The sequence below is a fragment of the Enterococcus sp. AZ020 genome (assembly GCF_050499205.1).
GTDB lineage: Bacteria > Bacillota > Bacilli > Lactobacillales > Enterococcaceae > Enterococcus_L > Enterococcus_L dunnyi.
Window position 1 is genome coordinate 3,687,391 of sequence record NZ_JBIPAT010000001.1, and the last position, 26,622, is coordinate 3,714,012.

General features: G+C 38.2%; 23 protein-coding genes. 3 read left to right on the forward strand and 20 right to left on the reverse strand.

All coding sequences use genetic code 11. The features are described 5' to 3' along the window. Positions 1 to 3: 3 nt before the first annotated feature. Positions 4 to 621 carry a helix-hairpin-helix domain-containing protein gene (locus IGI58_RS17610; RefSeq protein ID WP_429952402.1) on the reverse strand — a complete coding sequence of 206 codons (618 nt, stop codon included), beginning with the start codon at positions 619 to 621 and terminating at the stop codon, positions 4 to 6. Positions 622 to 719: 98 nt separating this feature from the next. On the opposite strand from IGI58_RS17610, the gene IGI58_RS17615 reads away from it, so the two are divergent. Continuing rightward, positions 720 to 1,238, forward strand: coding sequence for a sigma-70 family RNA polymerase sigma factor (locus IGI58_RS17615; protein WP_429952401.1), 519 nt, complete (start codon positions 720 to 722; stop codon positions 1,236 to 1,238). 29 nt (positions 1,239 to 1,267) lie between these two features. Then, positions 1,268 to 2,056, forward strand: coding sequence for a hypothetical protein (locus tag IGI58_RS17620; protein WP_429952400.1), 789 nt, complete (start codon positions 1,268 to 1,270; stop codon positions 2,054 to 2,056). Positions 2,057 to 2,103: 47 nt separating this feature from the next. On the opposite strand, the gene IGI58_RS17625 is transcribed toward IGI58_RS17620, so the two are convergent. The 15 genes from IGI58_RS17625 to dnaE form a co-directional block, all read right to left on the reverse strand. Beyond that, positions 2,104 to 3,165, reverse strand: coding sequence for a SepM family pheromone-processing serine protease (locus IGI58_RS17625; RefSeq protein WP_429952398.1), 1,062 nt, complete (start codon positions 3,163 to 3,165; stop codon positions 2,104 to 2,106). Then, positions 3,158 to 3,658: a pantetheine-phosphate adenylyltransferase gene (coaD, locus tag IGI58_RS17630; protein ID WP_429952396.1), complete on the reverse strand. Its 501-nt coding sequence runs from the start codon at positions 3,656 to 3,658 to the stop codon at positions 3,158 to 3,160. Before coaD ends, IGI58_RS17625 begins: the two co-directional genes overlap by 8 nt. Before the next feature lie 10 nt (positions 3,659 to 3,668). Continuing rightward, positions 3,669 to 4,214, reverse strand: coding sequence for a 16S rRNA (guanine(966)-N(2))-methyltransferase RsmD (gene rsmD / locus IGI58_RS17635; protein ID WP_225533836.1), 546 nt, complete (start codon positions 4,212 to 4,214; stop codon positions 3,669 to 3,671). Positions 4,215 to 4,323: 109 nt separating this feature from the next. Further along, positions 4,324 to 4,674, reverse strand: coding sequence for a YlbG family protein (locus IGI58_RS17640; protein WP_225533835.1), 351 nt, complete (start codon positions 4,672 to 4,674; stop codon positions 4,324 to 4,326). After that, on the reverse strand, positions 4,664 to 5,095 hold the full coding sequence (locus IGI58_RS17645) for a YlbF family regulator (RefSeq protein WP_225533834.1): 432 nt from the start codon (positions 5,093 to 5,095) through the stop codon (positions 4,664 to 4,666). The genes IGI58_RS17640 and IGI58_RS17645 overlap by 11 nt, the downstream gene beginning before the upstream one ends. 2 nt (positions 5,096 to 5,097) lie before the next feature. Then, complete coding sequence (locus tag IGI58_RS17650; protein WP_429952394.1) at positions 5,098 to 6,222, reverse strand: CAP-associated domain-containing protein; 1,125 nt, start codon at positions 6,220 to 6,222, stop codon at positions 5,098 to 5,100. A 19-nt stretch (positions 6,223 to 6,241) separates the two neighbouring features. Further along, positions 6,242 to 9,670, reverse strand: coding sequence for a pyruvate carboxylase (locus tag IGI58_RS17655; protein WP_429952392.1), 3,429 nt, complete (start codon positions 9,668 to 9,670; stop codon positions 6,242 to 6,244). 73 nt (positions 9,671 to 9,743) lie between these two features. After that, positions 9,744 to 10,937 carry an FtsW/RodA/SpoVE family cell cycle protein gene (locus IGI58_RS17660; protein WP_087640256.1) on the reverse strand — a complete coding sequence of 398 codons (1,194 nt, stop codon included), beginning with the start codon at positions 10,935 to 10,937 and terminating at the stop codon, positions 9,744 to 9,746. 3 nt (positions 10,938 to 10,940) lie between these two features. Next, positions 10,941 to 11,243 carry a YlaN family protein gene (locus tag IGI58_RS17665; RefSeq protein ID WP_087640257.1) on the reverse strand — a complete coding sequence of 101 codons (303 nt, stop codon included), beginning with the start codon at positions 11,241 to 11,243 and terminating at the stop codon, positions 10,941 to 10,943. 205 nt (positions 11,244 to 11,448) lie between these two features. Continuing rightward, entirely contained in the window at positions 11,449 to 11,604 is a 156-nt protein-coding gene (locus IGI58_RS17670) for a hypothetical protein (protein ID WP_207114542.1), read from the reverse strand. Between the two features lie 27 nt (positions 11,605 to 11,631). After that, positions 11,632 to 12,144 carry a GNAT family N-acetyltransferase gene (locus tag IGI58_RS17675; protein ID WP_429952389.1) on the reverse strand — a complete coding sequence of 171 codons (513 nt, stop codon included), beginning with the start codon at positions 12,142 to 12,144 and terminating at the stop codon, positions 11,632 to 11,634. Positions 12,145 to 12,473: 329 nt separating this feature from the next. Continuing rightward, entirely contained in the window at positions 12,474 to 13,493 is a 1,020-nt protein-coding gene (gene adhP, locus IGI58_RS17680; protein WP_225533829.1) for an alcohol dehydrogenase AdhP, read from the reverse strand. Between the two features lie 185 nt (positions 13,494 to 13,678). Then, positions 13,679 to 15,436, reverse strand: a complete 1,758-nt coding sequence (gene pyk, locus IGI58_RS17685) for a pyruvate kinase (protein ID WP_429952386.1) — start codon at positions 15,434 to 15,436, stop codon at positions 13,679 to 13,681. 80 nt (positions 15,437 to 15,516) lie between these two features. Beyond that, positions 15,517 to 16,479 (reverse strand): 6-phosphofructokinase, encoded by a 963-nt coding sequence (gene pfkA, locus IGI58_RS17690; protein ID WP_429952384.1) that lies wholly within the window; start codon positions 16,477 to 16,479, stop codon positions 15,517 to 15,519. A gap of 171 nt (positions 16,480 to 16,650) precedes the next feature. Continuing rightward, a complete protein-coding gene (dnaE, locus tag IGI58_RS17695) occupies positions 16,651 to 19,983 on the reverse strand; it encodes a DNA polymerase III subunit alpha (protein ID WP_429952382.1) in 3,333 nt (1,110 codons plus the stop codon). A gap of 108 nt (positions 19,984 to 20,091) precedes the next feature. On the opposite strand from dnaE, the gene IGI58_RS17700 reads away from it, so the two are divergent. Then, positions 20,092 to 20,283: a YjzD family protein gene (locus IGI58_RS17700; RefSeq protein WP_087640263.1), complete on the forward strand. Its 192-nt coding sequence runs from the start codon at positions 20,092 to 20,094 to the stop codon at positions 20,281 to 20,283. A gap of 282 nt (positions 20,284 to 20,565) precedes the next feature. Here the strand turns inward: IGI58_RS17700 and IGI58_RS17705 are convergent, their stop codons facing one another. From IGI58_RS17705 to IGI58_RS17720, 4 genes are all read right to left on the reverse strand, one after another. Continuing rightward, positions 20,566 to 21,762: a multidrug efflux MFS transporter gene (locus tag IGI58_RS17705; RefSeq protein ID WP_087640264.1), complete on the reverse strand. Its 1,197-nt coding sequence runs from the start codon at positions 21,760 to 21,762 to the stop codon at positions 20,566 to 20,568. A 138-nt stretch (positions 21,763 to 21,900) separates the two neighbouring features. Further along, positions 21,901 to 23,307 carry an NCS2 family permease gene (locus IGI58_RS17710; RefSeq protein ID WP_429952379.1) on the reverse strand — a complete coding sequence of 469 codons (1,407 nt, stop codon included), beginning with the start codon at positions 23,305 to 23,307 and terminating at the stop codon, positions 21,901 to 21,903. A 301-nt stretch (positions 23,308 to 23,608) separates the two neighbouring features. After that, positions 23,609 to 25,885, reverse strand: a complete 2,277-nt coding sequence (locus IGI58_RS17715) for a 5'-nucleotidase C-terminal domain-containing protein (protein WP_429952377.1) — start codon at positions 25,883 to 25,885, stop codon at positions 23,609 to 23,611. Positions 25,886 to 25,974: 89 nt separating this feature from the next. Continuing rightward, positions 25,975 to 26,610 (reverse strand): DUF1361 domain-containing protein, encoded by a 636-nt coding sequence (locus IGI58_RS17720; RefSeq protein WP_429952375.1) that lies wholly within the window; start codon positions 26,608 to 26,610, stop codon positions 25,975 to 25,977. Between the last annotated feature and the right edge of the window lie 12 nt (positions 26,611 to 26,622).

The following is a 26,622-nucleotide window of genomic DNA, read 5'->3' on the forward strand; positions in this document are numbered from 1 at the left end:
GCGCTATATTGTAATGGCATCTTTTAATCGTTCAAATGTTTTTTCACCAAATCCAGAAATACTCTTTATTTCTTCTATTGATTTGAATCCGCCATTTTCTTCCCGATAGCGAATGATTTCCTGTGCCTTTTTTAGTCCAATGCCTGATAAGGTTTGAAGCTGTGACTCATCCGCTAAATTGAGGTTGATCTTAGATGCTGCAGCCGCATCTTCTTCACCAGCCATATTTTGTTTGATAGGAGGATCTTCTCCTTCGAGCGGTACATAGATCACCATTTGATCCGTAAGCTGTTCAGCAAAGTTGACCTGCTTGGTATCTGCCCCTTCCTTGAAACCGCCGGCCAGCATGACTGCATCCCAGACTCTCATGTTCATTTTCACTTCATACATTCCTGGTTGCTTAACTGCGCCTTTTATATCGACATATAGCTGCCTTTGATCATGAGCTGATTCAGATGACATTATTTGTTGAGTTGAGGAAACATCCGTCTGAAAATCTTCGTCTATTGCTTCAATCGGCTTTTTTATCAAAAATAAAAGAACACTACAACATAAAAGCAGCCCAACTCCTCCTGCAATCAAGTAATACTTGTATTTACTGATGATCTCCTGGTAATTCATTTTTTCCCTCCTTCATCTATAAAATACGCATTATTTTTCATTTTCATGATAGAAAAACAAAAAGTCCATCGTATAATAAAGTAAGAAGGTGATAAAACGTGGAAAAGGACATTATTACACTATTGATCAAGAGGGATTTTTTAGGGTTGGAAAAATTCATCGATGCATTTGGAACCGATATCATAAAATGTATTCGCTCCATTTTGAATCATCCGAAAGAAAAAATATATCATAAGGAAGCGGAAAATGAAGTTTTTTATCGTATTTGGCAGAAGATCGCTACTTACGATGCGAAAAAAAGCAGCTTGAAAACTTGGGCAATGACGATCACCCGAAATATTTGCCTTGATAAAAAGCGCCAGATCATTCGCGAACAACAAATAATTCCAACTGAACAGCTGCCAGAGACTTTGTTAGAAGAAGACTATTTTGAGAAAGAACAGTTTTTAGATCTACTGAACTGTTTAAATGGAGAAGATCAATTGATCTTCTTAAGATATTACTATTATCAAGATTCACCTAAAGAAATTGCGAAGGATTTGGCAATGGATACTTCTCAAATATACAATCGTTTATCTCGCGGGAGACAAAAACTTAAACAATCTATCCAACAATGATCATACTAAATACATTAGGAGGAGTTATCATGGTAAATCTATTTAAATCTGCCGTGAACCAAGTCAACACTGAACTGAACAAGCAACAAAAAAGAGACTTATACAATCAAACTAAAATGTATATTTTTCTGCAAAGCTTTATCGATCAGCTAAAAGAACAATTGAATGAAGGTGAAGAAATCAGTGCTTACTTACCACTAACTTCTGACGGAGAGAATGTTTCTGCTGTCGGTAGTGGCTTACTAGGCATGTATCATCCTAGAACTGAGGCAGCCAAAGCATATTTAAAAGAGTTCAACGATCTTCGCGGGAATCGTGTTCTGATCTTCACCAATCAGCGGATGATTTACACCACTATCATTGAATTTCTCGATCATCAACCTTTATTCAGCTATCCTTATGATACGATTAAAGCAATCACTCTAAAGCAAAATAAAGTCTCGTACTTCAATTGGAATGGTTTCAAACCTACACGTTCTTTTCTTTCAACTTATACATTTGACTTTGAGTCAGAAAACCATATTTTCTCAGAGTTATTAAGTGAACGGGATGCAGATATTTTGAAACGACAGTTAACAGAAATTCCATTACTGAAAACGATTCTCGTGACAGAAAATATTTATCGTAAAAAACGTTTTGACCAAGTCGTTAATAACCCTGTACTTGCCTATCGTTTTATTCTCTATTTTTCTATCGGAGCCGCTGTTTTATTTCTATTCTTTTTAGCTTTAGGAGGTATTTTTCATCTTGGACCAGCAAAATACCTATTTGATTTCGGTTCCTCTTCAATGCTTCATCCTTCAGTTGTTGTTCATTAAAAAAACAGAGACTAAATCAAATTCGAGGTTGATTTAGTCTCTGTTTTTTATTTTTCTTTCAATGTTTCAAGGTAGTCTAAAGCATCTTGCACATTTTTTACAGGAACGATCTTCATTGATGTTCCTATTTTTTTAGCAGTAGCTTTCGCTTCTTCGTAATTTGTTTTGATTTTCGGCTCTGCTTCTTTCATTTCTTTTGTGATTTCATCATCAGGAGCAAAGAAAATATCTGCCTTATTTTTACTTGCGGTCACTACTTTTTTATCAATTCCGCCAATTCTTCCAACGATGCCGTCTGTATTGATCGTCCCTGTTCCAGCGATTTTATAGCCCTTACGTATACCTTTTTGTGTTAACTGTTCATACGTTTCCAGTGTAAACATTAAACCGGCAGAAGGACCACCGATATCACCAGAATCGATTTCAATGGGAATCGACGAATCGATTTCTGTATGATCGGTCAAGCCGATACCAATCCCTGCTTTTTTATCGGTCGGTAGTTCAATCAGCTTACCTGTTGCTTCTTTAGCTTTTCCATCTTGTAAATAGCTAACAGTGACTTCTTGACCGACCTTTTGTTTTTTGACATATGCAACAAATTCTTCGCTACTTTTAAATGTTTTCCCATCGATTCCTGTTACTGTATCACCAACAGAAATTTTTCCTTTGAAACTTGAGTTATCTTCAATAGCTAGTACATAAACACCTTTGAATTGCATGTCATATGGTACATTTGCTAACTTTAATGCTTGTTCGATTGCTGCATTTTTCGACGAGTCCATATAATATTGCTGAATTCGCTCGTATTCACTGTTGGTACTTGATCCCATCAGGTCTTTCTTACTCACTATTTCTTGAAAATCAGAAAATGAAGCAGTTATCAAAGAAGCTAGAGTAGCTTTACGAACACCTACAGTGGTTAAATAAAATGCTCCTGGTTCTGTATCTTGTTTATTATCAACAGACACAAAGTCTTTCAAATTTTCTGTCGTTCCAGGTCCTTCAATATAATAAGGGATCGGAAAAATCATGGCAATGATCAATACTATGACAAGCACAAATGGCAGCATAGATTTTATAGATATTCTTTCTTCCTGTTCATTATTCATTCATCTTCAACTCACGATTCTTTTGATTTAGCGCTTCATTAACTGGCTTTGGCAAATAAGCAGAAACATCGCCTCCAAATATCAGCACTTCTTTTAATAAACTAGAGCTAATATGTCCATATGTTTCATCTGCCAGTAAAAATACTGTTTCTATGCTGGCAGCCAAATGATGATTCATCATAGCAATATCTTTTTCATACTCGTAATCTTTCACATTTCTAATTCCACGGATCAAAAAGTTTGCTCCCAGCTCAGCAGCACTTTCTACAGTCAACTTGCTTTCTTGTGTAACAACTTCTACATTTTCTAAATGCGCTGTCGATTGCTTGATCAATAAGAGCTTTTCTTCTAAAGTAAATAATGCCTTTTTATTTGTATTCACAAAAACACCGACAATGACTTTATCAAAAATCTTCGTACTGCGCTCGATCAAATCTAAATGACCATTTGTCAGCGGATCAAAACTTCCTGGAAAAAGTGCAACTCTACCCATCATTTCCCTCCTATTTATAAATCGTGATTTGAGTAATACCATAGATCACTTCTCGTGTCTTGGCTAAAGGACCAATATTTTCTGGAAGTGTTACTGATTTATCTGTTTCACAGACGATGACTGACTGTTCACTCAATAATCGATAGGATATCATCTTCTCGATTTGCTTTTCTATTTCTTGTTTTGCATAAGGCGGATCTAGTAAAACTAAATCAAATACACGTTGCTCTTCTTTGAGAAAATCGATTGCTTTATTTGCGTCCATTTTTTTTATGATAAATTTTTCCGGTTCTTTAGTGATCGCAATATTTTCTTGAATAATTTTGATTGCCGCAAAATTTTTTTCAATACAGATTCCCAGATCCATTCCCCTAGAGACTGCTTCTATTGCGAGTCCACCACTTCCAGCATATAGATCTAACACCACACCTCCATCAAAATAAGGGCCAATCATATTGAATATCGATTCTTTGACTTTATCTGTTGTTGGACGTGTGTGGTCGCCATCCAATGCTTTCAAACGGCGTCCGCCGTACTCTCCAGAAATCACGCGCATGTCATTTAACGCTCCTTTACTTATTCCACTATTTCCTTAATAGTATACCAAATATACAGAAAAAAGATGAAAAATGTTTGACGTTCGTGCACATTTTTCATCTTGATTTTTAGACATTTTCAGCTAAACGAATTTGGGTATTTAGTTCCTCAACTTCAAATCCCTCTTCTTCTTTATATTGATAGGCTGCTTTTGTCCCGATTTTTTCTGCGAAATTCATTTCCACGTCTGGTCTGTATGACCGTTCAACTTTACGTACAAAATGAAGTCCGTTGATTTTTGCTTCTGATGCTTCGATATCTTCTTCATTCATATAGATAACTACATACTTCATACGTCGTGAAACATAGTGTATCAAACCAAAACGTTTTAATGTCCTTAGTTGCTTTAAGCTATATACCCATACAACTAAACAACGACGTTTTTGAATATTCAGTTCTTTTTCCTCGTTAACTTGCATGACAACTACCTCCACAACCTGAGTGTTTTCCTTTTTCGAAGAAAGGATTCCCAGCGTCCACCTTGATATCTTCAGAAATCGTTTTAGCAACTGAAAGTCCGATTACATCCAAAATCGTTTGCACTTCTGTCTCGGAAAAACGGAACTCTGCTACTTCTTCACTCATATCCAGTGCTCTCTTTGCTTGTCGCACAGCACGCTGCTTTGTTCTAAAATCCGGTGCATGATTTCCATAAGGTTCAATGCGTTCAAATGACTCCTTAGCACTCAAAAAAGCCTTTTGCTTCTCCATGATATCCTGTGAAGTATACATTGCTTCTCGATTTTTCTTATATAAAGTAATACTGTCACTTGCCAAAATTGCACTAACAAGATTCTCTACCTGATCCTCTATTTCAAAAAGTTTTTCTGTAATGATCATACTTATTCACTATCCTCTGTCTGAGATATTTCTTTTTCAGTCTCTTGTATTAAGACTAACATACTTGCTTTAGAGAATGCAACGCCAATGTTTTCATTTCCTTCATGGGCAAAACGAGAATGATAGAGCGAATCAGAAAACCATGAAAGAACAGTAAAGGATGGATCGTAAATCGGTTCTGTGTACATGCCAGTCGTATTTTTTTTGTCCATCTGTCCTAATCTCAGCAATTTTTGGTATTCATCATTAGACAAGACAAATGTCTCAGTTGCGCTCAATTGTTCTTTACTGAACTGCCAGTTTTCCAATCGTTCAGCGGAAAAGATATTCTTTTGCTGTTTAGGCAAAAGCTCAAAAAGCTTTTGAGCATTTTTTTGACTTTCAGTTGAAATAGCGTATGTTTCAAGGTTTTCTTTCATTCTCAATAAATTGATCGTACGAATGACCTGATTACTTTTGATTGGATCAAATCCGGTCAATTGATTTTCAGGTATTAAAGGAAGTGCTTCCCCTTCAATCAATTGATAGGGCATCAACGTCAATAACGATTCCTTATCAAGATAAACCACTGCAGCAAGTTCGCTATCTCCTTGATTGAAAAACAAAATAGCGAACGATTGATTATCGAAAGCAATCAGCGGACGATAATTCATATCTTCTTCCATCAACTCTATGTTATAGTTTGTTTCTTTATATGTAAAAGCAAAATCTGAATAGATCGTCATCCGTTCTGAAACATCTGATAAATTCATTCCAATCGAAAATGGCACTAATTCTTTTGAATCGTTGAACGCTTTGATCATCGAAATTTTTTCATTTTGGACATTCACTTCTAGATAGTCTGCATCTTTTTCTCCGTAAGTCCATAGCTCATAAGGCATACCCGATGGTTGTTTTTCAAGAGGTTCACCGAATTTAGCAACAAATTCCGATATCGGCTTTCCAACATACTCCGCATATCCAGAAGCAGAAAGCTCTTCATATGGCAAAGCAGTATGGGAGACGTTCTGTCTCCCAAAATCATCTGCTACTTGCTTCGGTTTTTCAGCAGGAAAAAAGACAGGCTCTAAATAGCCAATCGTTAGGACTACTAAAAATACGCCCAAGAAAGCTAAAAATCGTCTCATCTTTTTCCCCACTTTTCACTTATTTTTCGCTGACTTCTATTAAAAGATCTCCAGAACTGATTGCTTCACCTTCGACAACATAGATATGTTCTACCTCGCCATCGAAACGTGCTTCAATCGTTGTTTCCATTTTCATTGCTTCAGTGACCAGTAAAGCATCACCTTTTTTGACCTTATCACCTTTTTTGACTAGCACTTGAAGTACAGAGCCAGACATCGTTGCACCAATCTGTTCTTTGTTCGTCGGCTCAGCTTTTCTTTTTGCCTGAATCGCTGATTTAACGGATGTATCTTTTATGACAACTTCTCTACGCTGCCCGTTCAAGTTGAAGAAGAGTACTCGATTTCCTTCAATATCAGGCTCACCAACTTCGTCTAGACGAATGATCAATGTTTTTCCTTTTTCAATTTGGACTTCTACTGATTCACCTTGACGAATACCTTGGAAGAAGGTTGGCGTATCCAACAACGTCACATCCCCAAAGTTTTGATAAGATGTACGATAATCTAAAAATACTTGCGGATACATCAAATAGCTTAAAATCTCTTCCAATTTAGGTTCATAGCCAATCAGTTCAGCCAGCTCGTCCTTAACTTTATCAAATTTTACAGGTGCCGCTAAGCTTCCGGGTCTTTCTGTAAACGCTGGACGTCCTTTTAAAATGATACTCTGAAGCTCTTTGGGAAAACCACCAACGGGTTGACCTAAGTCTCCTTGGAAAAAAGTGACTACTGATTCAGGGAAGCTCAAGCTTTCTCCATTAGAAAAAATATCCTCTTCTGTTAAATCATTTTGTACCATGAATAGCGCCATGTCTCCAACAACTTTTGAAGAAGGTGTTACTTTGACGATATCGCCAAACATTTGATTCACTGTATGATACATTTTTTTGATGTCATCCCATTTATGACCTAACCCAACTGCTTTTGCCTGTTGTTGTAAGTTAGAGTATTGTCCACCAGGCATTTCATGCATGTATACTTCTGTTTGCGGTGCATTCAATCCATTTTCAAACGGTTTGTAATACATACGAACATCTTCCCAGTAATGATTGATTTTTTGAGCATTATCAACATTGATATCAGGTGTTCTTTCACCATTAACTAAGGCATAATACAGACTGCTCATACTTGGTTGACTTGTTGCGCCACTCATTGCACTAGTCGCAACATCCACAATATCAACACCAGCTTTTGTTGCTGCAGAATACGTGATAATACCATTCCCGCTAGTATCATGGGTATGCAAATGTATAGGAAGATCCGTTGTTGCTTTCAATTCACTGATCAAACGGTAAGCAGCTTGTGGTTTTAGTAATCCAGCCATATCTTTGATTGCGATGATATGAGCGCCCATTTGTTCAAGCTCTTTCGTCATGTTTTTATAGTATTCAACATTATATTTTGCTCTTGAAGGATCATTGATATCGCCGGTATAGCAAATAGCGGCTTCAGCGATTTTTCCAGTATCTCTAACTGCTTGAATACTTTTTTCCATTTGCGGAAGCCAGTTCAAGCTGTCAAAAATTCGAAAAACATCGATTCCTTGTCTTGCTGATTCTTTGATAAACTCTTCGATCACATTATCTGGATAGTTTTGATATCCTACTGCATTCGAACCTCTAAAGAGCATTTGCAGTAATGTGTTCGGCATCAATTTACGAATCTTGCGAAGTCTTTGCCACGGATCTTCATTTAAGAAACGATAAGCAACATCAAAGGTAGCGCCCCCCCACATCTCACTTGAGAATAATTCAGGTAGACCTTCTCCTGTCAGACGAGCAATTTCTTTAAAGTCCTGTGTTCTCACACGAGTCGCCAGTAAGCTTTGGTGGGCATCACGGAAGGTTGTATCTGTTAATAGTACATTTTCCTGTGACTTGATCCAATCGATCACACCAGAAGCGCCTTTTGCATCTAAAATATTTTTAGCTGTGACGTAGTTTTCACGTAATTCTAAGTCCGTTGGAATCCGCGGTGCATCAAAGTATTTCTTTGTCGATTTTTCTACACCTGGGAAACCATTGACTGTTACTTCTCCAATATATTTCATCGTTTTATTTCCACGGTCTCTCAACTTAGGAAATTCGAATAATTGCGGTGTGTTATCAATAAAAGTCGTCTTTGCTTCCCCCGATTGAAATTCAGGATGACCAATAACTTTATGAAGGAACGGGATATTTGTTTTGACTCCGCGAATTCTGAATTCACGTAAGCAACGCTCCATTTTTTGAATCGCTTTATCAAAGGTAAAACCATGCGTACAAACTTTTACTAAAAGTGAATCAAAGTAAGGTGTTACCACCGCACCAGAGTATGCATTCCCTACATCTAGACGCACACCAAATCCGCCTGGCGAACGATACGTATCGATTTTACCTGTATCAGGCATAAATTGATTCAACGGATCTTCTGTAGTGATTCGACATTGAATCGCTGCGCCGTTCAATGAAATATCTTTTTGTTGTGGAATTTTCATATCCTTATGCAAATCAAGCCCTTGTGCAATTTGCAGTTGAGAAACTACGATATCAATATCCGTGATCATTTCTGTAATCGTATGTTCCACCTGAACACGAGGATTGACTTCGATAAAGTAAAATTGATCCCCTTCAACTAGGAATTCAACCGTACCTGCATTGATATAGCCAACATGCTGCATCAATTGGACAGCAGCATCACAGATTTTCAATCGTTGTTCTTCATTCATCGAGATACACGGTGCAACTTCGACTACTTTTTGATGACGGCGCTGAACAGAACAATCGCGCTCAAATAAGTGAATAACGTTACCATGGCTGTCGCCTAGAATTTGGACTTCTATATGTTTAGGATTAGAGATATATTTTTCAACGTAAACCTCATCTGAACCGAAAGCTGCTTTAGCTTCACTTTTAGCCCGATCATAACCTTCTCTCGCTTCTTTTTCATCATGAGCAACACGCATTCCACGACCGCCGCCGCCTAATGCTGCTTTGATCATGATCGGAAAGCCATGTATCCGACCAAACTCTAACACTGCATCAACAGTTTGAACAGGACCATCCGAACCCGGAATCGAAGCAATACCTGCTGCAACTGCGGCTTCTTTCGCTTTGATCTTGTCACCGAATATGTCTAAGTGATGTAAAGAAGGACCTACGAAAGTCAATCCTTCCTCTTCACAACGACGAGCAAATTCTAGATTTTCTGAAAGAAAACCATAGCCAGGATGGATCGCATCTGCTCCAGATTTCTTGGCAATGCGAATGATATCTTCCATATCAAGGTAGGCTTCAATTGGTTTTTTCCCTTTACCAACCAAATAAGCTTCGTCAGCTTTAAAACGATGTACTGAATATTCATCTTCCGCTGCATAGATTGCCACTGTCCCGATGTGCATCTCCGTACAGGCTCTAAAAATTCTGATTGCAATTTCTCCACGATTTGCTACTAAAACTTTTTTCATTCCTTCACTCCTACCTTTTTATTCAGCTAAACATCATTTATAAAAATTAGATTCTATTTAACTGCCTTCATTTTTATTGATTCCCAAATAATTGGTATTCTTGGGTCATTTTTTGTTTTTTCTCATCCGCACTGATGTTCAGCACAAAAGCAACCGCAATGGAGATGATCAATAGACTATTTCCTCCATGACTGAGAAATGGAAAAGTAATTCCAGTTAGTGGAATCACACCTGTGATTCCGCCTAGGTTGATGAAAACTTGTAATAATAACATCGAACCAATACCAATACACATTAAAGAATTGAATGGCTTTTTCGAACGAACACCAACTAAAATAATTCGCGCTATCATGAACATCAAAAGCGCTAAAATGATCAACGATACAAGTAAGCCTAGCTCTTCGATTGTGATCGCAAATATAAAGTCTGAATGTGCTTCTGGCAAAAAGCCTTTTTTCTGTATACTATTTCCTAGTCCTTTACCGAACCAGCCGCCATTGTTGATGGCATAGTATGAATTCGCTAATTGATGTCCCGCATTACGTTCATCCGTAAATGGATTTAAAAAAATCGCAAAACGTTTGTAAACATACTGGTATTTCGCAGGAATAAACGCACCTTTACTTAAAATCAACGCTTCAATAATAAAAATACTTCCTAAGATCCCTGCTCCTCCAACCACATAGGTATACATGTAATTCACACCGCAAGCTAAAATCATAATGATCGCAATCAGCGTCAAAATCGCTGCATTACCAAGATCGGGCTGGATCGCTACAAGGGCAATCAAAAAACCAACTAAAAGCATTGGTCTGAACACAGCTTTTTTAAACTCTTTGTCGATATACTTCTGTCTTCTACCTAAAATGTAAGCTAAATACCAAATGATCATGATTTTCAAGTATTCAGCAGGCTGCATAGAAAATCCGCCTAAATATAGCCAACCGGATGCACCATTGATCGTTTTCCCTAATGGCGTAAATTTAACTGCCAATAGCAAAACAGAAATCACAGTAATGGCTAACATAATGAAGCCTTTATTTTGAAAAACAGCGGTTTTCATTTTGTAAATAAAAAACATTGCCACTAAGCTTAAAACCCAAAACTGCAGTTGAGAAACGACCATACTAGTCGGCGGTTCCCCTTTTGTAACTAACAGTGAAGAAGTCGAACTATAGACCATGATCAGGCCTACTGCACTAAGAACCAAATATGGAATCAAAATGCTATAATCTAACAGGTGCCGCTTTTTTATCTTGTTTGGCAAAGTTTAGACCTCCTTGCCAATCTCTTTTTTTTCTTGTGTTTCCTCATAAACATCACTATATAATTGATTAAGTTCTTTCTCTAAATCACTTAATAATTGGTGTCCTTGGGTCGAACTCAAAATGCCAAGACGAATCGCATAAGTCACCTGACGAGAAAAACCATACATTTGCGTATCAACGACTTCTTCAAAAGCCTTACATTGGGAAATACATAAACTATTTTTTTGATTACGGATCAGCATCATGATCCTTTGTGCGTCATCATTTAACAGCTGAATCGCGAACTCTTTTGAAATGGATTCCATGTGCACTAAACCTCCCATCTTAATTATGTAATTATAGCATAATTTAGCTGATTATTAACAGAAATTTTCTGAAAATCACTTGTTTAACTCTTTTTTTAATTTTTAGCAAATTCGAATGAAAAAAATCTCATTTTTCTCTTTGTTTTTCTAAGATCAACAAACCTATTAAGCTTGCTCAAATAATCAATGAGTTTCTTCTAGAATTTTAGTTCAATCCATAAACGATTACATAATATATTACATAAATCCAGCTTAAAAGCCCATGAAATACCGCCCAAATGATACTATGCCAATTCACATAAGAAATGACCATCGCCAAAGCACAGCCAAAAGATATCCCAGCTTTTGCACCATCTTTCATCTTGATTCCTCCTAGTCCATTCATTTATTACGATGGAATAAGAATCTTTCCATCTGATTTTAACCAATCACTTACATCGATTTTTTTGATCAGAAGATATTCCCTTGGAATCTCTGGTTCCGACAACAAACCAAATTCACTCGCTTGCTGATAACCATAACGGTTATAATAAGCAGGATCACCTACCAAAATGATTGCTTTCTCTTTCGCATCTTTAGCCGCTGCCTCGGCGGTTTCCATAAGTTTGGCTCCCACTCCTTTATTCCTTTGGTCTAATCTTACTGCCAAAGGAGCTAATAGCAGCAATTTGCTTTCCTCATGTTCATTTTCGAAATGAAGTCTTGTAAGCATGATATGTCCTACGATTTCATCATTACACTCAGCAAGGTATTCAAACTGAGGCAAATAATCCAAACTTTGTCGCAGACGTTGTACAAAATGATGCTCATCACCATCTTTAACTTTTGCCGTTTCGAAGGCCACTTTGATGAATCGATCGATCTTATCAACATCTCGTTTTTCCTTCAAACGAATAAACATATCATCGCCTTCTTCAAATCGTTATGTATTTAAATTCTTTCTACTTATAGTAACAGAATCTATTTTAAGAATCCATCAAAGACACTGTCCCATTTTATTCATTTAAAAGCTTATACAAAGAGATTCTCATAAGTTAGAAGCATTCGCTCTAACTTTTTGAGAATCTCTAATATAACATGTGGATGGAACAAAAGCGTCAAACTTCGGAAACCAAGTCCTTCAATTCTTAGTATCTTTGATACTTAGAAATTGATATGATCGAGGCATAGCGTAGTGCTGCTTCTGATTCCACCGTTTATCGATATTTAAAGAGCTTAGTATGTCACTCTCTATTTTTTCATGTCAACAACCATTCTACCTTTGATCTTACCTTGCTCCATTTCTTCAAAGATATCATTCACTTCATGTAAACAGCGTGTTTCTACAACAGGAACAACTTTTCCTTCCGCACCAAATTGGAAAGCTTCTTCTAAGTCTTTACGAGTTCCAACTAATGATCCTACGATTTGAATGCCATCTAAGACTGTTTTCACGATTTCTAAATCCATTGTTTCCGGCGGAAGCCCAACTGCAACTACTTTCCCTGCCGCCCGAACGGAGTTCACAGCTTGATTGAATGCAACTTTGGAAACAGCTGTCACAACTGCTGCATGTGCGCCACCGATTTTAGCTTGGATCCACTCACCAGCGTCTCCGTCTTTTAGCGGATTACACACTAGATCTGCACCCAGCTCTTTTGCAAATTCTAATTTGTCATCGTTGATATCGATTGCAATTACTTTGGCGTTAAAGACATTCTTTGCATACTGAATAGCCAGATTTCCTAAACCGCCGATACCATAAATAGCGACCCATTGTCCAGGTTTCACTTCCGACACCTTGATTGCCTTATAACAAGTAACACCCGCACAAGAAATACTACTTGCTTGAGCAGGATCCAATCCCTCAGGCACTTTTACTGCATAATTTGCTTTAACAATACACTGTTCTGCCATCGCCCCGTCAACTGAAAAACCTGCATTTTTTACTTGACGGCAAAATGTTTCACGACCGGTTATACAATACTCACATGTGCCGCATCCTTCAAAGAACCATGCGATACTGACACGATCTCCGACTTTTAGATTATCTACATCAGAAGCAACTTCTTTAACGATCCCGATCCCTTCATGTCCTATGACACGTCCTGGCACTTCGCCAAAATCACCATGAGCAACATGTAAGTCTGTATGGCAGACACCACAATATTCAACATCCACCAAAGCTTCTCCTGCTTCAAGCGGTCTTAATTCTACTTCTTTGATTTCTACTTTTCCATTACTTTCTTTTGTTACAACAGCTGCTTTCACACGATCACTCCTACATTTATTATTAATAGTAATATTTACATTTTACCATGTACGAAATCGATTTAAAAGTCAAATGATAAAATTGTTCATCATTTTTGAAATTTTGTTCAAACTACATAATAAAAAAGGAAAATGAATCATTTTGCACGATTCATTTTCCTTTTTATAATTGTATACTTTAATTTTTAGATTGCTGTTGTTGCACCGCGATATACGATTCCACGACGAGGGTCAACTGTGATCAATTCACCATTTTCAATAAGGTTTGTTGCATCAGCTGCACCAACGATAACAGGAATATCTTTGGCAATAGCAACTACTGCTGCATGAGAAGTTAATCCACCTTCTTCAACCACTAAAGCAATAGCTTTATCGATTGCAGGCATGTAGTCCTTATCTGTTGTTTTCACAACTAATATAGAACCTTCAACAGCGTTCGCCACTGCTTCTTCAGCAGTATTTGCAACTACTGCTTTAGCAATAACTGAATCTTCGCCGATTCCTTGACCTTGAACTAATTTTGATCCGATCATTTGGATCTTCATTAGGTTTGTTGTACCTTTTTCACCGACTGGAACACCTGCAGTGATGATGATTAGATCGCCTTCACTTGCAAAGCCTTCGTCTTGAGAAACGTGTGTTGCTAAGCTGAACATTTCATCAGTACTTGCTGGTTTTTCTGCAACTGTTGCATAAACACCCCAAGATAATGATAAACTGCGTGCTTTTTGTTCAGTAAATGTGATTGCAACGATGTGTGCTTTCGGACGGTATTTAGAAATCATACGTGCTGTATGTCCTGATTCTGTCGCTGCAACGATCGTTTGGATACCTAAGTTACGCGCAGTATGTCCAACAGATTGGCCAATCGCTTCTGTCATATCTGTTTTGCTGTATAGTTTTAATGCAAATGAATCTTGGTTGATCAATGCTTCTTCCGTACGAACTGCGATGCGAGCCATTGTTTGAACTGCTTCTAAAGGATAATCCCCAGCCGCTGTTTCACCAGAAAGCATTACTGCATCTGTTCCGTCATAAATAGCGTTAGCAACGTCGTTTGCTTCTGCACGAGTCGGACGAGGATTGCGTTGCATAGAATCCAACATTTGTGTTGCAGTAATAACTGGTTTACCTAAAGCATTACATTTTTTGATCAATTCTTTTTGAACAACAGGAACATCTTCTGTTGGGATTTCAACACCCATATCTCCACGGGCAACCATTAAACCATCAGAAACTTTTAGGATCTCATCGATGTTGTCGATCCCTTCTTGGTTTTCGATTTTAGGAATGATTTGGATATGTGTTGCATTTTCTTCTTCTAAAATTTTTGTGATTTCTAGAACGTCTGTTGCACGGCGAACGAAACTTGCAGCGATAAAGTCAACGCCTTGTTCGATACCAAAACGGATATCAGCGGCATCTTTATCAGTGATTCCTGGAAGATTTACAGAAACACCAGGTACGTTAACACCTTTTTTATTTTTTAGTACGCCTTCGTTTTTAACTAATGTAACGATTTCGTTTGCTGAGCGGTCGATATCTGTTACTTCCAAATCGATCAAGCCATCATCTAAAAGAATATGTGAGCCGACGTTTACATCATTGATTAATTCTGGATAAGTAATTGAAAATTTTTCGTTTGTTCCTAAAACTTCTGTCATAGAAAGACGGACAGTATCACCTGTTTTTAGAGTGATTGCGCCATTTTCCATTTCGTTCGTACGAATCTCAGGACCTTTTGTGTCAAGTAAGATCGCAACACGTTTACCAGTGATCTTAGCAGCCTCACGAATGTTTTTGATGCGGTTGCCATGTTCTTCAAAGTCACCATGTGAGAAGTTCAAACGGCAAACATTCATCCCTGCATTCATTAAGTTTACTAGCATATCAACGGATTCACTAGCTGGTCCGATCGTACATACGATTTTCGTTTTTTTCATTACCAAACGCTCCTATTCCAATTTTGTTTATACATTATGAAGATTTATCTATTTTCCTCAAGGTTTCTTTAGAATATTGATTAGAAAGAAATCTCTTGATTTAAATCATAAAGTGATAAGTCAGGTTTATGTTTGTGGTTTTCAAGTGTATCAACGATATCAGCTGAAACGACTTGATTATCCAACATTCCGATACATTGTCCGCCCTTGCCTGCTTTCAATAATTCCACTGCATGTGAACCAAACTTACTTGCCAATACACGGTCACGCGCACTTGGAGAACCACCGCGGACCACATGTCCTAAAATAGACACACGAGTATGGAAATCACCGTGTTCAGAAAGCTTTTCGGCAAATTCATTACCGCCCATTACGCCTTCTGCTAAAATGATCAAGCAATGTTTCTTCCCGCGATCACGGCCTTCTCTGATTCGTTTAGCTACATTGACCATGTCAAAGTCATGCTCTGGAATGATGATTTCGTCTGCACCACCGGCAACTCCAGACCATAGCGCGATATCCCCTGCTCCACGACCCATTACTTCGATCACGAATGTACGTACGTGAGAGGTAGCAGTATCACGAATGCGGTCGATCGATTCCAATACAGTATTGATCGCTGTATCAAATCCAATCGTAAAATCAGTCCCAGGAATATCATTATCGATCGTACCTGGAATTCCAACAGCAGGGAATCCGCGTTTTGTCAGCGCCATTGCACCATGATAAGAACCGTCACCACCGATAACGACCAAACCTTCAATGCCGAATTTTTTCAATTGTTCGATCCCTTTTAGCTGGCCTTCTTCTGTTGCAAATTCTGGATAGCGGGCAGAGTAAAGAAATGTTCCCCCACGTTGAATTTTATCGCCAACATCTGCAATATCCAAACGGCGGATATCACCAGCCACCAAGCCTGCAAAACCGTAGTTGATCCCATAAACTTCGATTCCGTCATAAATCCCTTTACGTACCACTGCACGAATTGCAGCGTTCATTCCTGGGGCGTCTCCCCCACTGGTTAAAATACCGATACGTTTCATTCGTTCTTTCACCTCATAATAATATACTTTTAAGCTGCAACAGGTTTTGTCACAGTTATTAATACTCAAAAATATTACGTCACTCATTTTACCATTAATAGTGCAAAATGTCTTGATTTAAGAAGAAAAAATTGAAAAAAGATGAAAACAATTAGTATTATTTACCGTAAATCATTTGAAAACGACATTTTCAGCTCCTAAAATCTCTACCAGCTGTTCTTTTACCTCAATCGTCTCAGTCAACCAATTTTCTTCTCCTAGAACTAATTTTTTCCCATCTTTTTCAAAATAAATAATTACAGGTACGTTTCCTTTATTTTGTTTGAGCAGCTGGTTCACATTGAACAAGATGTCTTTTTGATCTTTTTCCTTTGTTATTTTCAGATAACAGGTTGTTGCACTGATACTTTGTTCGATCTCACTGGCTTTTTCGATCCTATTGACTAGCAACTGCAGTTCTTGATTATAGTTACTCTTTTCTACTTTTCCTTCAACAAAATAGACCTGATTCTGCTCCACATTTTGCCTTAACGATCGAAAAACAGTTGGAAACAAGGTCAGAGACAATGACCCCGTCAGATCATCTCCTTCAACAAAAGCCATCTGCTCACCTTTTTTCGTCCGAATCACACGAACATCCTTGACATAAATCAGCAAACGGGCAGCTTGATTTTCTACGACATCACTGATTTGCATTGTTTGTTTAGCAATTCGAGTCTTTTTGAATTCTTCTGTTGGATGTCCTGACAAATAAACACCTAAATATTGTTCTTCCTGCTCTAATTTTTCTTCAAGTGTATAGTCGGCTACTTCTACTTCTTTCAATTTTAGTGTTTCTTCTAAAAGATTCATGCTCCCGCCGCTATAAATAATATTTTGAATTTCACTATCTAAGCTGACCGCTAGCTGCCTTCTATTCGGCTGCAGTTCGTCAAAGGCGCCAATTGCGATCAAAGGTTGAATATTTTCTGCCTTCAGCCACTTACGATCGATACGTAATAAGAACTGATCGAATGAATGAAAGACACCTCGTTCTTTGCGTTCCTGTAAAATATTTTGAATGAAATCTCTTCGTATGCCTTTTAGAGAGCTGAAACCAAACATGATCTGATCGTCTTTGGTCAAATAAAAACTATATTGGCTCGTATTGATCGACGGCTGTAGTATCGTTACTTTATTCTTTCTTGCTTCTCCAATATATTCTTTGATCTTATTGGGATTGTGCCGAACAGAATGCAAGATCGCAGCATAGAAAGCTCCAGGATAATGAACTTTTAAATAAGCCATTTGAAACCCAATAAAAGAATAAGCAAAGGCATGAGACCGGTTGAACCCATAATTTGCAAAGCGTTCAATATAGTCATAGATCATATTTGCCGTTTTTTCATCGTGTCCTTGATCGATAGCACCATCTACAAAATGTTTTCTTTCTTGATCCAACACATCTTTCTTCTTTTTACTAACAGCTCGACGTAAAATATCCGCTTGCCCTAAACTAAAACCAGCCATTTGGGAAGCTACTTGAATGATTTGTTCTTGATAAACAATGATTCCATAGGTATTCTTTAAAATCGGTTCTAAGCTTGCATCAGGATAAGTTAATGGTTCCAACCCTTTCTTTCTGCGAATAAACAGATCAATATTCTGCATAGGGCCAGGTCGATACAATGCATTGACGGCAGCAATATCTTCAATACTTGTCGGTCCTAATTTTCTTAATACATTTCTAATTCCTGCTGATTCAAATTGAAAAACACCACTCGTTTCCCCACGTCTGAAAAGTGCTAATGTCTTTTCATCATCTAAAGGAATTTGATTCAGTACGATCTCTTTTTGATAGACTCGCTTAACTGTTTTGATCGTATCATCCAGAATGGACAAATTTCTCAATCCAAGAAAATCCATCTTCAACAAACCAATTTTTTCAACATCGTTCATCGTAAATTGGGTAAGCAAAATATCGTTTGTTCCAGGTTGTAACGGAACTAATTCAAGCAAATTCAAATCGCTGATGACTACTCCGGCCGCATGAGTCGATACGTGACGAGGAAGTCCTTCCAATCGTTTAGCTGTATCGAATAAAAGGCGATTCGTTTCAGATGAATTGACCAGCTCAACTAATTTCTTCGATTCTTCATAGGCAGTATTCAACGTCATTTTCAATGCATTTGGCACTGCACTTGACCAACGGTTCGATTCACTTTGCGAAAGCCCAAAGACTCTGGCAACATCTCTTAAGACCATTTTTGCTGCCATTGTACCGAAGGTCGCGATTTGTGCCATGTGATAATGTCCATATTTTTCCCGAACATAAAGCAGTACTTCTTCCCGGCGATTATCTGGAATATCTAAATCGATATCAGGCATCGAATGTCTTTCAGGATTTAAAAAACGCTCAAAAAGCAAATCATATTTGATTGGATCAACGTCTGTGATCGACAATACATATGAAACAAGCGAGCCAGCAGCCGATCCACGGCCAGCACCTGTGACGATTTTTCTTTCGTGGGCAAATGCCATAACATCCCAAACGATCAGGAAATAGTCATCAAAGCCCATTGTATGAATAATGTCCAGCTCTTTTTCTAAACGCGCTTCATAAACAGAAGAAAATCCTGGGACTCTCTCCGGAAGCTTTTTTAAACACAATTCTCTTAAAAACACCCCAGCATCTTGTCCATCAGGAATTGGATAATGCGGCAACAAGCGTTGATGTAAAGGGATTTCTAAAGAACATGAAGCAGCGATATGTTCTGCATTTTCAAGAGCAGTTCTACCAATTTTCACCTCAAGCTGTTTTGCCGCGTCTTCTTGGTTTCTTAAGAAATATGGACCATCGATCTTTGTTTCTTCCACATTCAACGACATCTGTTGGCCTTCATCGATATGTGTTAAAACATTTAGAGCAAAGCCGTCTTCGCGATGTAAATAGCGTGTCTCTTGTAAAGCGATCAGCGGTTGTTTTTGATTTGTATAGAAGTCGAACAGTTCAGGATCTGATTCTGGATTGCTGGTAAATGATGCTCCTATATAAAAAGAATCATCATCAAATAATTGCACTAATTGAGCCAGCGTTTCCGCCCCTTCTTGTTCACCTCTTTTAAAAGCTGCAGTGACTTCTCCAGTATCTGAAGGCATCACCACATACAAATGAGATAAATAGTCGCTGACTGATTCTATATAAAAAACTTTTTCGCCTGTCATTTTGGCCGTTGAAATTTGCATTAGATTTTGATATCCTTGAAGATCTTTTGCATACAAAAGCAGTCTAGCAGCTTGTTCTGCTTTTTTGGGAGTGTATTCTAAAGTTAAACCGATGATCGGTTTAATGGATTCTTTTTTACACGCTTCATAAAACTCAATGGCTCCGTGTAGCACATTGATGTCTGCGATCCCTAAGGTCTTGTACCCTAGCTTTTTAGCTTGTCGAACAAGTTCCGGGATACGTATGGTACTAGAAAGCAAGGAATAAGAAGTAATCGTATTTAACTGTGGAAAGCGCATAAGACATCTCCTTTTCATATTGTCATTTTAAATCAACATTGTCACTTTCAAATTCTTTACATTTAGAAAAATTGTGCTAAACTAAAAGCTAGAAAAGAGGTGTGAGCCATGCGTTACATTCTTGTATTGTTGTGGTCCTTTATACTAGGTCAAGTCGTGGGTTATATCGGCGGTGCCTTAACAAACGGAACCTATGATTTCATGTTAACAACTATTATATCATTGATTTGCGGTTTTGTTATTCTGTTGATCGGCCAATTTGCACTACCGAAAAAAGAGACGACAAAACAAGTGCAATAAATTATTTTTTATTCTTTTGATATCAATCGATAATAGACGATCGATCCAACCAAATAGTAAAGTATACTCTCGATTATACACTGTTTGATTGGCTCTGTCGTCTATTTTTTGTATCCTCATTCTCAATGATCTAGTGGCTAACGGAATGGTTTTTTACTTAATTTTTCGTTGTGATAAAAATAAGCAGCCTAACCAATCAGACTACTTAATCAACTATCTACGCTGTTTTGATTCATCTTTTTTTCATCTATGCATTTTTCTTCAAAAACCACTTCTTGATAGTTATAATTTCTTCGTTAAAATTTTTCGAAAATTAAACAAAGATAGACAAATATTTCCAAAGACAAAGCAGGCGGTCACAATGAAAACAGAACTATAGCCCATCCCGTGCGCCACAGTCGATCCAATCATCGGACCTAATACTTGACCAAAATTACTAAACATTTGATTGTAGCTATAAATCCGGCTCACACCCTCAGACGGTGTAAGCTTACTGATCAGTGTATTGATCGACGGCATTAAAGCACCTGTTGAAAATCCTAAAATGAAACGCAGCAGTCCTAATTGAAAAGGTGTTTTAACAAAGGCCATTGGGATGTAGCAAAGCAGTGACAAAACCAGACCTGCTAATAAAACTTTATGATTACCGATTTTATCTCCCAGCTTCCCTAGGATCGGTGATGAAATCACAGCAGACACTCCCGCTACTGAAACGATCAAACCACTGACAAACAAAATGTTCCCTGTATTGCTGCTCAACGAACGAATGTACAGCGTTAAAATAGGGCTGATACTAGTTACGCCAATTTGCAAAATCAGTGTTGTAATAAATAAGCCAATCAACACAGATACATGATCCATTTGAGCAAAAATCTCCTTTGTGCTCAATAGATCTTTCTTCTCTACTGGCTTGAAATCTTCTTTTACCATAAAAACAGTCAACAACGTAGTGATCAGCAAGACAACTCCTGTAATGATAAAGACATTTTCCATACCGAACCATTGAGCTAATGCGCCGCCAAACGAAGGACCGATCAATGTTCCAGCTACTGCACCAGTCGACAACGTTCCTAAAGCCCAGCCGCTTTTTTCTCTAGGCGCCTGTGAGGCGATCATTGCTGTCGCGTTTGGGATATACCCTGATAAAATCCCATTAAAAAAACGCAAAATCAATAGCCAATAAACATTTGGTACAAAAGCCAACGCCCCCATCGTGATCGTCATACCAGCCGCAGCCCGGATCATCATCAACTTCCGTCCTTTACGATCTGCTAAATTCCCCCAGATCGGCGCCACGATCGCAGCAGCAAAAGCTGTAACCGAAATCGCAAGTCCCGAAAATAATTCTATCTGACTTTTCGGAGTGCCAAGTTGTTCCACATAAACAGGAATAAAAGGCATGACCAAACTAATACTGGAACCCGTAAAGAAACACCCCAACCAAGCAACCATCAAGTTCTTTTTCCAATCAATTTTCATATCCGTTTACACCTCACAAGTTCTTCACTATTAACTATACTCCAAAAAGTGTAATCTCTCAAAAAAATTTCAGCAAATAAAAAATAAAAGAGCGAAACAAAACTAAAAATCAGTTTTGTTTCGCTCTCTAAATCAAGACTACAAAATCGCTAAAATAATAAAGTTCAAAATAAATAATGCATTTACGATCCAAAGAATCGGCGAGATTTCTGCTATCTTTCCTTTTGCTACTTTTACAACCACATAAAAGATAAAACCAGCTGCAATACCATATGAAATGCTATAGCATAAACCCATGAAGATCGAAGCGAAAAATGCAGGAATTGCTTCTTCTAAGTTAGTCCATTCAATATCTTTGAAGGAAGCTAACATCATTACCCCAACAAGAATCAACGCTGGCGCTGTTGCTTGGGCAGGAACGATCGCAATCAGTGGTGAAAACAAACTGCTCAAAGCAAACATTGCAGCAACTACTACTGATGTCAAGCCAGTCCGTCCGCCAGCACCGATCCCAGCTGCACTTTCCACATAAGTCGTCGTATTTGATGTCCCGAAAACTGCACCGATCGATGTGGCAACAGCATCCGCAAACAATGCTTTATCCATTTTCGTTGAGAATCCTTTGCTGTCTTCTAAAGCCAGTTCGTCTTCTTTTGAGAAAATTCCCGTGCGGCGTCCGGTACCAATAAATGTTCCGATCGTGTCAAAAGTATCAGACAGGCTAAATGCGATCACAGTCATCAATACTTGAGGAATTTTTGAAGCATCACTAAACAAAGACTGCATCCCTTCTGAACCAAACGCGGCTCCGAATGTTGTCTTCAGTTCCCCTAATGAGTTGCCTAAAGAACTTTGCTGCCAGTTGATGGCAGATAAATCAACCACGCCTAACGGAATTGCAATGATCGTTGTTGCAACAATTCCGATCAAAATAGAACCGCGAACATTCAACACAACTAAAACAGTTGTTAAAACCAAACCAATAACGGCTAAGATAATTTCAGGATTGTTGAAGTTTCCTAATGCAGGAACAATACTATCTCCATTCACTGCACCATTTTTTGGCTCAGCTTGTACAGTAAAATCCAATAATTTCGCATTTTTGATTCCCACATAAGCCACAAAAATACCGATTCCGCCACCGATTGCATGCTGCATACTTTCTGGAATTGCTTTGACGATCAATTTGCGGATCTTGGTCACTGTGATCAAAATATTGATCAGCCCGCAAATAAAGACCATTGCTAATGCTTGCTGCCATGTATAGCCTAATCCAAAAACAACTGTAAATGTAAAAAACGCATTTAAACCCATTCCCGGTGCTTGTGCATATGGAACATTTGCAAAAAGCCCCATGATCAAAGTACCAATGATCGATGCAATGATCGTGGCTAAAAAGACTGCCTGAAACGGCATTCCTGTTTGTGATAAAATGGATGGATTTACAAATAAGATATAGCTCATTGCAAAAAATGTCGTTACCCCAGCCATCATTTCAGTTGAAACGTTTGTCTTGTTTTCCTTCAATTTGAAAAACTTTTCCATTTACTTATGTCTCTCCCTTTTCTCGATCCAAGTTCTTCACTTTTCAGTCAAGGCTTTTCTCTTTACTCAATATATCTCAGGAAAATGATTAAATCAGACGATAAAGCTGATCAATATAATAAGTGCTCGTTCTTGTTTCCTGATGAATACTTATAAAGTATAAGCTAGAAAATTTCGTTTTTCAACAAATTATTAACTTTAAACCCTGTTTTTATTTTTAATGTTCGTGTTTTTAGGAAATCACAAAAAAGGCACATGGTATCTTTTACTACCACGTACCTTTTTTCTATTTATAAGTAAGTTACGTTCTCTTTTTTAAGAAAACAACAAAGCCTGAGCTGACCGATAACCAACCTACAACAGCAATAAATGAAGTTGATCGTTCACCTGTTTTTGGCAACTCACCTTTTCCACTGGCCTCCGAAGATTTAGTGGAAATTTCTGTAGACGAGTCGGAAATAGTCTTTTTCGGTAAGATAGGGATCGTAAAAACTGCTTGGTTATTTTCATTGTCAATCACTAAAGCTGTTAGCTTTTCTTTACCAGCAAGCTTCAAAGGCGCCACATTCAGTTTGATGATCCCTTCACCATCTGCTTGGCCTTGAAGATCACCTGTTGGAATCTCCGATGTCCTTGTTGCAGTTTGAGGTAGGTCGCCAGTAAAAATGACAATCGTAGCATTCGGTAATGTTACTCCTCTTAAAAACTCATCGTCTTCGTACAAAGGATCAAAAATCGTTGCCTTTGTCAATCGATCATTGTTTGTCGGCTCAGGTGTTGGTTCGACTGGTTCAACTGGATCAGCCAATGCTTTACGTCCTTCGATCGACGCCTCGATCAATTCTCCTGCCGCTTCTTTACTTTCGATATAACTAATAAACGTTTCTGTATCTGGCTGAATCGCGTTGACTAGCCGGCTCTCAGTAAAACTTGAAAAGCCATCTCCTCCGCCAAATAAAAAATCATTGATCACAACCAAATAAGGCTGCTCTGCTTGAATCGGTGTTCCATCACTTTTATACATCTCTTTCACTGCATAGGGCTGATTCGCATCCCCCGTTTCAGCAAAAGTATATTTTAACCCTGAAATTTGTAAAAAGTAGCGTTCTTCTTCGTCATATTGCTCGTTGAGCACTTGTTGGATCTGCGCACCAGTCATTTCTACGACTTGCAAGATATTTCCGAATGGCTGAACTGCCTGTGCAGCTCCCCACGTGATTTCACCATCGGCACCTACGATCAAATCTGCACGAATACCGCCATTGTTTGTCATCGCAAAGTCAGCATCGATCCCTTGTGCTTTAGCCATTGCCACTTGTCCGTCTGTGATCAAATTACCTAACGGTGATTCTTTACATTCATTGACTTCCCGAGTGATCGACTGACTTCCCTTAGCTGTTCCGATTTTCTTGTTTGTCACAGTAGAAACTCGATCTTGCGCGTCTTTTACTGTTTTATCGACAGCTTCATCCACTTTCGGGGTTGTTTTCCCTGCAGGGTCAACCGCTGAGACAGTTGCATCCGGTGTTTTTACAAAATCGTTGTTCTTTGGATCTAATGTTCCTTGAAGATCGATATAGCCTTTCCCTTGCGACGTTGATTGAACGACTCTCGTATTATTGACTACACCATTAGTATATTGATGATTATGTGCAGCAAAAAAAGCATCGACACTATTTTCAGGATAGATCTTATTGACTTCATTTAGAATTTCTGCTGCTTCGCCTTCCACTTTTCCTGCTTTACTTGTTGCTGGAATATGGGCTAAAACAACGATCGCGTTTACTCCTTGATTTCTCAGTTGACTAGAATAGTAGGCTATCGTTTGTGCCTCATCTAAAAAATCATAGGCTTCATAATGCTCTCGCAACACCAAATTAGGAATTTCTGTTGTGACCACGCCGATAAAACCAACCTTGACTTTATTAGCCCCAGTACCGACTTCCCTGATCGTATATGGCTGCCAGCCAAATGGAATTTCTTCGGTATCTTTTTTGACCACATTCCCAATGACTATTTGCGTTTTAGAGGCTTCTCTTGGATATTCCGTCAAAATACCATACGGATCATCAACTGGTTTTGTACCCGTCATGATTCGGTTGAATTCTGCCAGACCTTCATCAAATTCATGATTGCCAAGCGTCCCTATTGAAAAGTCCATTTGATTCAAGACTTTGATCGTTGGTTCGTCTTGAAGTAAACCTGAACTCGCCGGACTTGCTCCTACCATGTCACCAGCTTGAACACGTAAGGTTTGTCCACCTTTATTATTTTTTGAAAACTGTTCCTGAGCTTGATTGAGATACCCTGCTAATAACGGTGCAGTTCCAGCTTTTTCAACTTTATTTCCTAAATCGTCATAAAATGATCCAGTCGTATTCAATGCACCATGAAAATCATTGATCCCTAATAATTGAAAAGGAATCAGTTCTTCTTGATTGGATGCTTCTATCTGTTCAGCTTTTGCTTGCTCGTTTGTTGTTTCTGCTTGCGCTGTTCCATTGCCCCACACAATTGCGCTGCTGATTCCTCCAATAACAAAGAAAATTGTTACTAAAGAATTATGCCATTTTTTCATTCCGTATACTCCTTCGCTTTTATTCCCTAATAATTACTTAGTTAAAGAGTAACAAGTTCCAAACACGCTGTCAATGACTTCTATCAATTCTATTTTTGCTGTTTTACGCTAAAAATCATTCCCAATAAAATCAGCTGGAATACTGTAAGCAGGAAAATAAACAACCATTTTTCTTGTGACCATTGAAAAAAAATTATCTGTAATGTGTTAACTGGCTTGGTAAATAGATATGCACTATGTAGACGATCAAAACGTCCGACGAAAATCGCTAGACTTGATAAACCAGAGATAAGGACTGTGACTAGTCCAAATTGCCAGTTTTTAGTCATGAGCCCCTTTTTTCTTGCTTCATAATTTAGCGTAAATAATGTACTCATCCCCAAAATACCATATACCAAAATGCCCGTAGCTAAAAGAACAAATCTACTCCAATCATGGATCGACTGAAGAAAAATCTGATTCTGACCTTGATAGATCGTCAGCTCTGCTAAATGAAAGAAATCAGTAAATAAATATGGCGCGTTCGGATAAAAGATCAGCCAGAAAGCTGCAATAAAATAAAACGACTTTCGATTGACCCGCTCAAAATAAAAACTAATTTCAATCGGGATATATGCAAGAAATACATTGAGCGTCATAAACTGATAGCTATTTGCAACTAGCAGCATATATACGCAATAAAAGACCGTCCCAATTCGAATCGTCCAACGAAGTTTTTGACTCAACTACTTCACCCA

Excerpts from the sequence above, each read along its gene's own strand:
- IGI58_RS17625 (WP_429952398.1), bottom strand. The coding sequence starts at position 3,165 with ATGAATAATGAACAGGAAGAAAGAATATCTATAAAATCTATGCTGCCA.
- IGI58_RS17700 (WP_087640263.1), top strand. The coding sequence starts at position 20,092 with ATGCGTTACATTCTTGTATTGTTGTGGTCCTTTATACTAGGTCAAGTC.
- IGI58_RS17620 (WP_429952400.1), top strand. The coding sequence starts at position 1,268 with ATGGTAAATCTATTTAAATCTGCCGTGAACCAAGTCAACACTGAACTG.
- IGI58_RS17650 (WP_429952394.1), bottom strand. The coding sequence starts at position 6,222 with ATGAGACGATTTTTAGCTTTCTTGGGCGTATTTTTAGTAGTCCTAACG.
- pfkA (WP_429952384.1), bottom strand. The coding sequence starts at position 16,479 with ATGAAACGTATCGGTATTTTAACCAGTGGGGGAGACGCCCCAGGAATG.
- IGI58_RS17665 (WP_087640257.1), bottom strand. The coding sequence starts at position 11,243 with ATGGAATCCATTTCAAAAGAGTTCGCGATTCAGCTGTTAAATGATGAC.
- IGI58_RS17715 (WP_429952377.1), bottom strand. The coding sequence starts at position 25,885 with ATGAAAAAATGGCATAATTCTTTAGTAACAATTTTCTTTGTTATTGGA.
- dnaE (WP_429952382.1), bottom strand. The coding sequence starts at position 19,983 with ATGCGCTTTCCACAGTTAAATACGATTACTTCTTATTCCTTGCTTTCT.
- IGI58_RS17610 (WP_429952402.1), bottom strand. The coding sequence starts at position 621 with ATGAATTACCAGGAGATCATCAGTAAATACAAGTATTACTTGATTGCA.
- IGI58_RS17705 (WP_087640264.1), bottom strand. The coding sequence starts at position 21,762 with ATGAAAATTGATTGGAAAAAGAACTTGATGGTTGCTTGGTTGGGGTGT.
- pyk (WP_429952386.1), bottom strand. The coding sequence starts at position 15,436 with ATGAAAAAAACGAAAATCGTATGTACGATCGGACCAGCTAGTGAATCC.
- IGI58_RS17645 (WP_225533834.1), bottom strand. The coding sequence starts at position 5,095 with ATGATCATTACAGAAAAACTTTTTGAAATAGAGGATCAGGTAGAGAAT.
- IGI58_RS17670 (WP_207114542.1), bottom strand. The coding sequence starts at position 11,604 with ATGAAAGATGGTGCAAAAGCTGGGATATCTTTTGGCTGTGCTTTGGCG.
- coaD (WP_429952396.1), bottom strand. The coding sequence starts at position 3,658 with ATGGGTAGAGTTGCACTTTTTCCAGGAAGTTTTGATCCGCTGACAAAT.
- IGI58_RS17655 (WP_429952392.1), bottom strand. The coding sequence starts at position 9,670 with ATGAAAAAAGTTTTAGTAGCAAATCGTGGAGAAATTGCAATCAGAATT.
- IGI58_RS17710 (WP_429952379.1), bottom strand. The coding sequence starts at position 23,307 with ATGGAAAAGTTTTTCAAATTGAAGGAAAACAAGACAAACGTTTCAACT.
- IGI58_RS17675 (WP_429952389.1), bottom strand. The coding sequence starts at position 12,144 with ATGTTTATTCGTTTGAAGGAAAAACGAGATGTTGATAAGATCGATCGA.
- IGI58_RS17640 (WP_225533835.1), bottom strand. The coding sequence starts at position 4,674 with ATGCAAGTTAACGAGGAAAAAGAACTGAATATTCAAAAACGTCGTTGT.
- rsmD (WP_225533836.1), bottom strand. The coding sequence starts at position 4,214 with ATGCGCGTGATTTCTGGAGAGTACGGCGGACGCCGTTTGAAAGCATTG.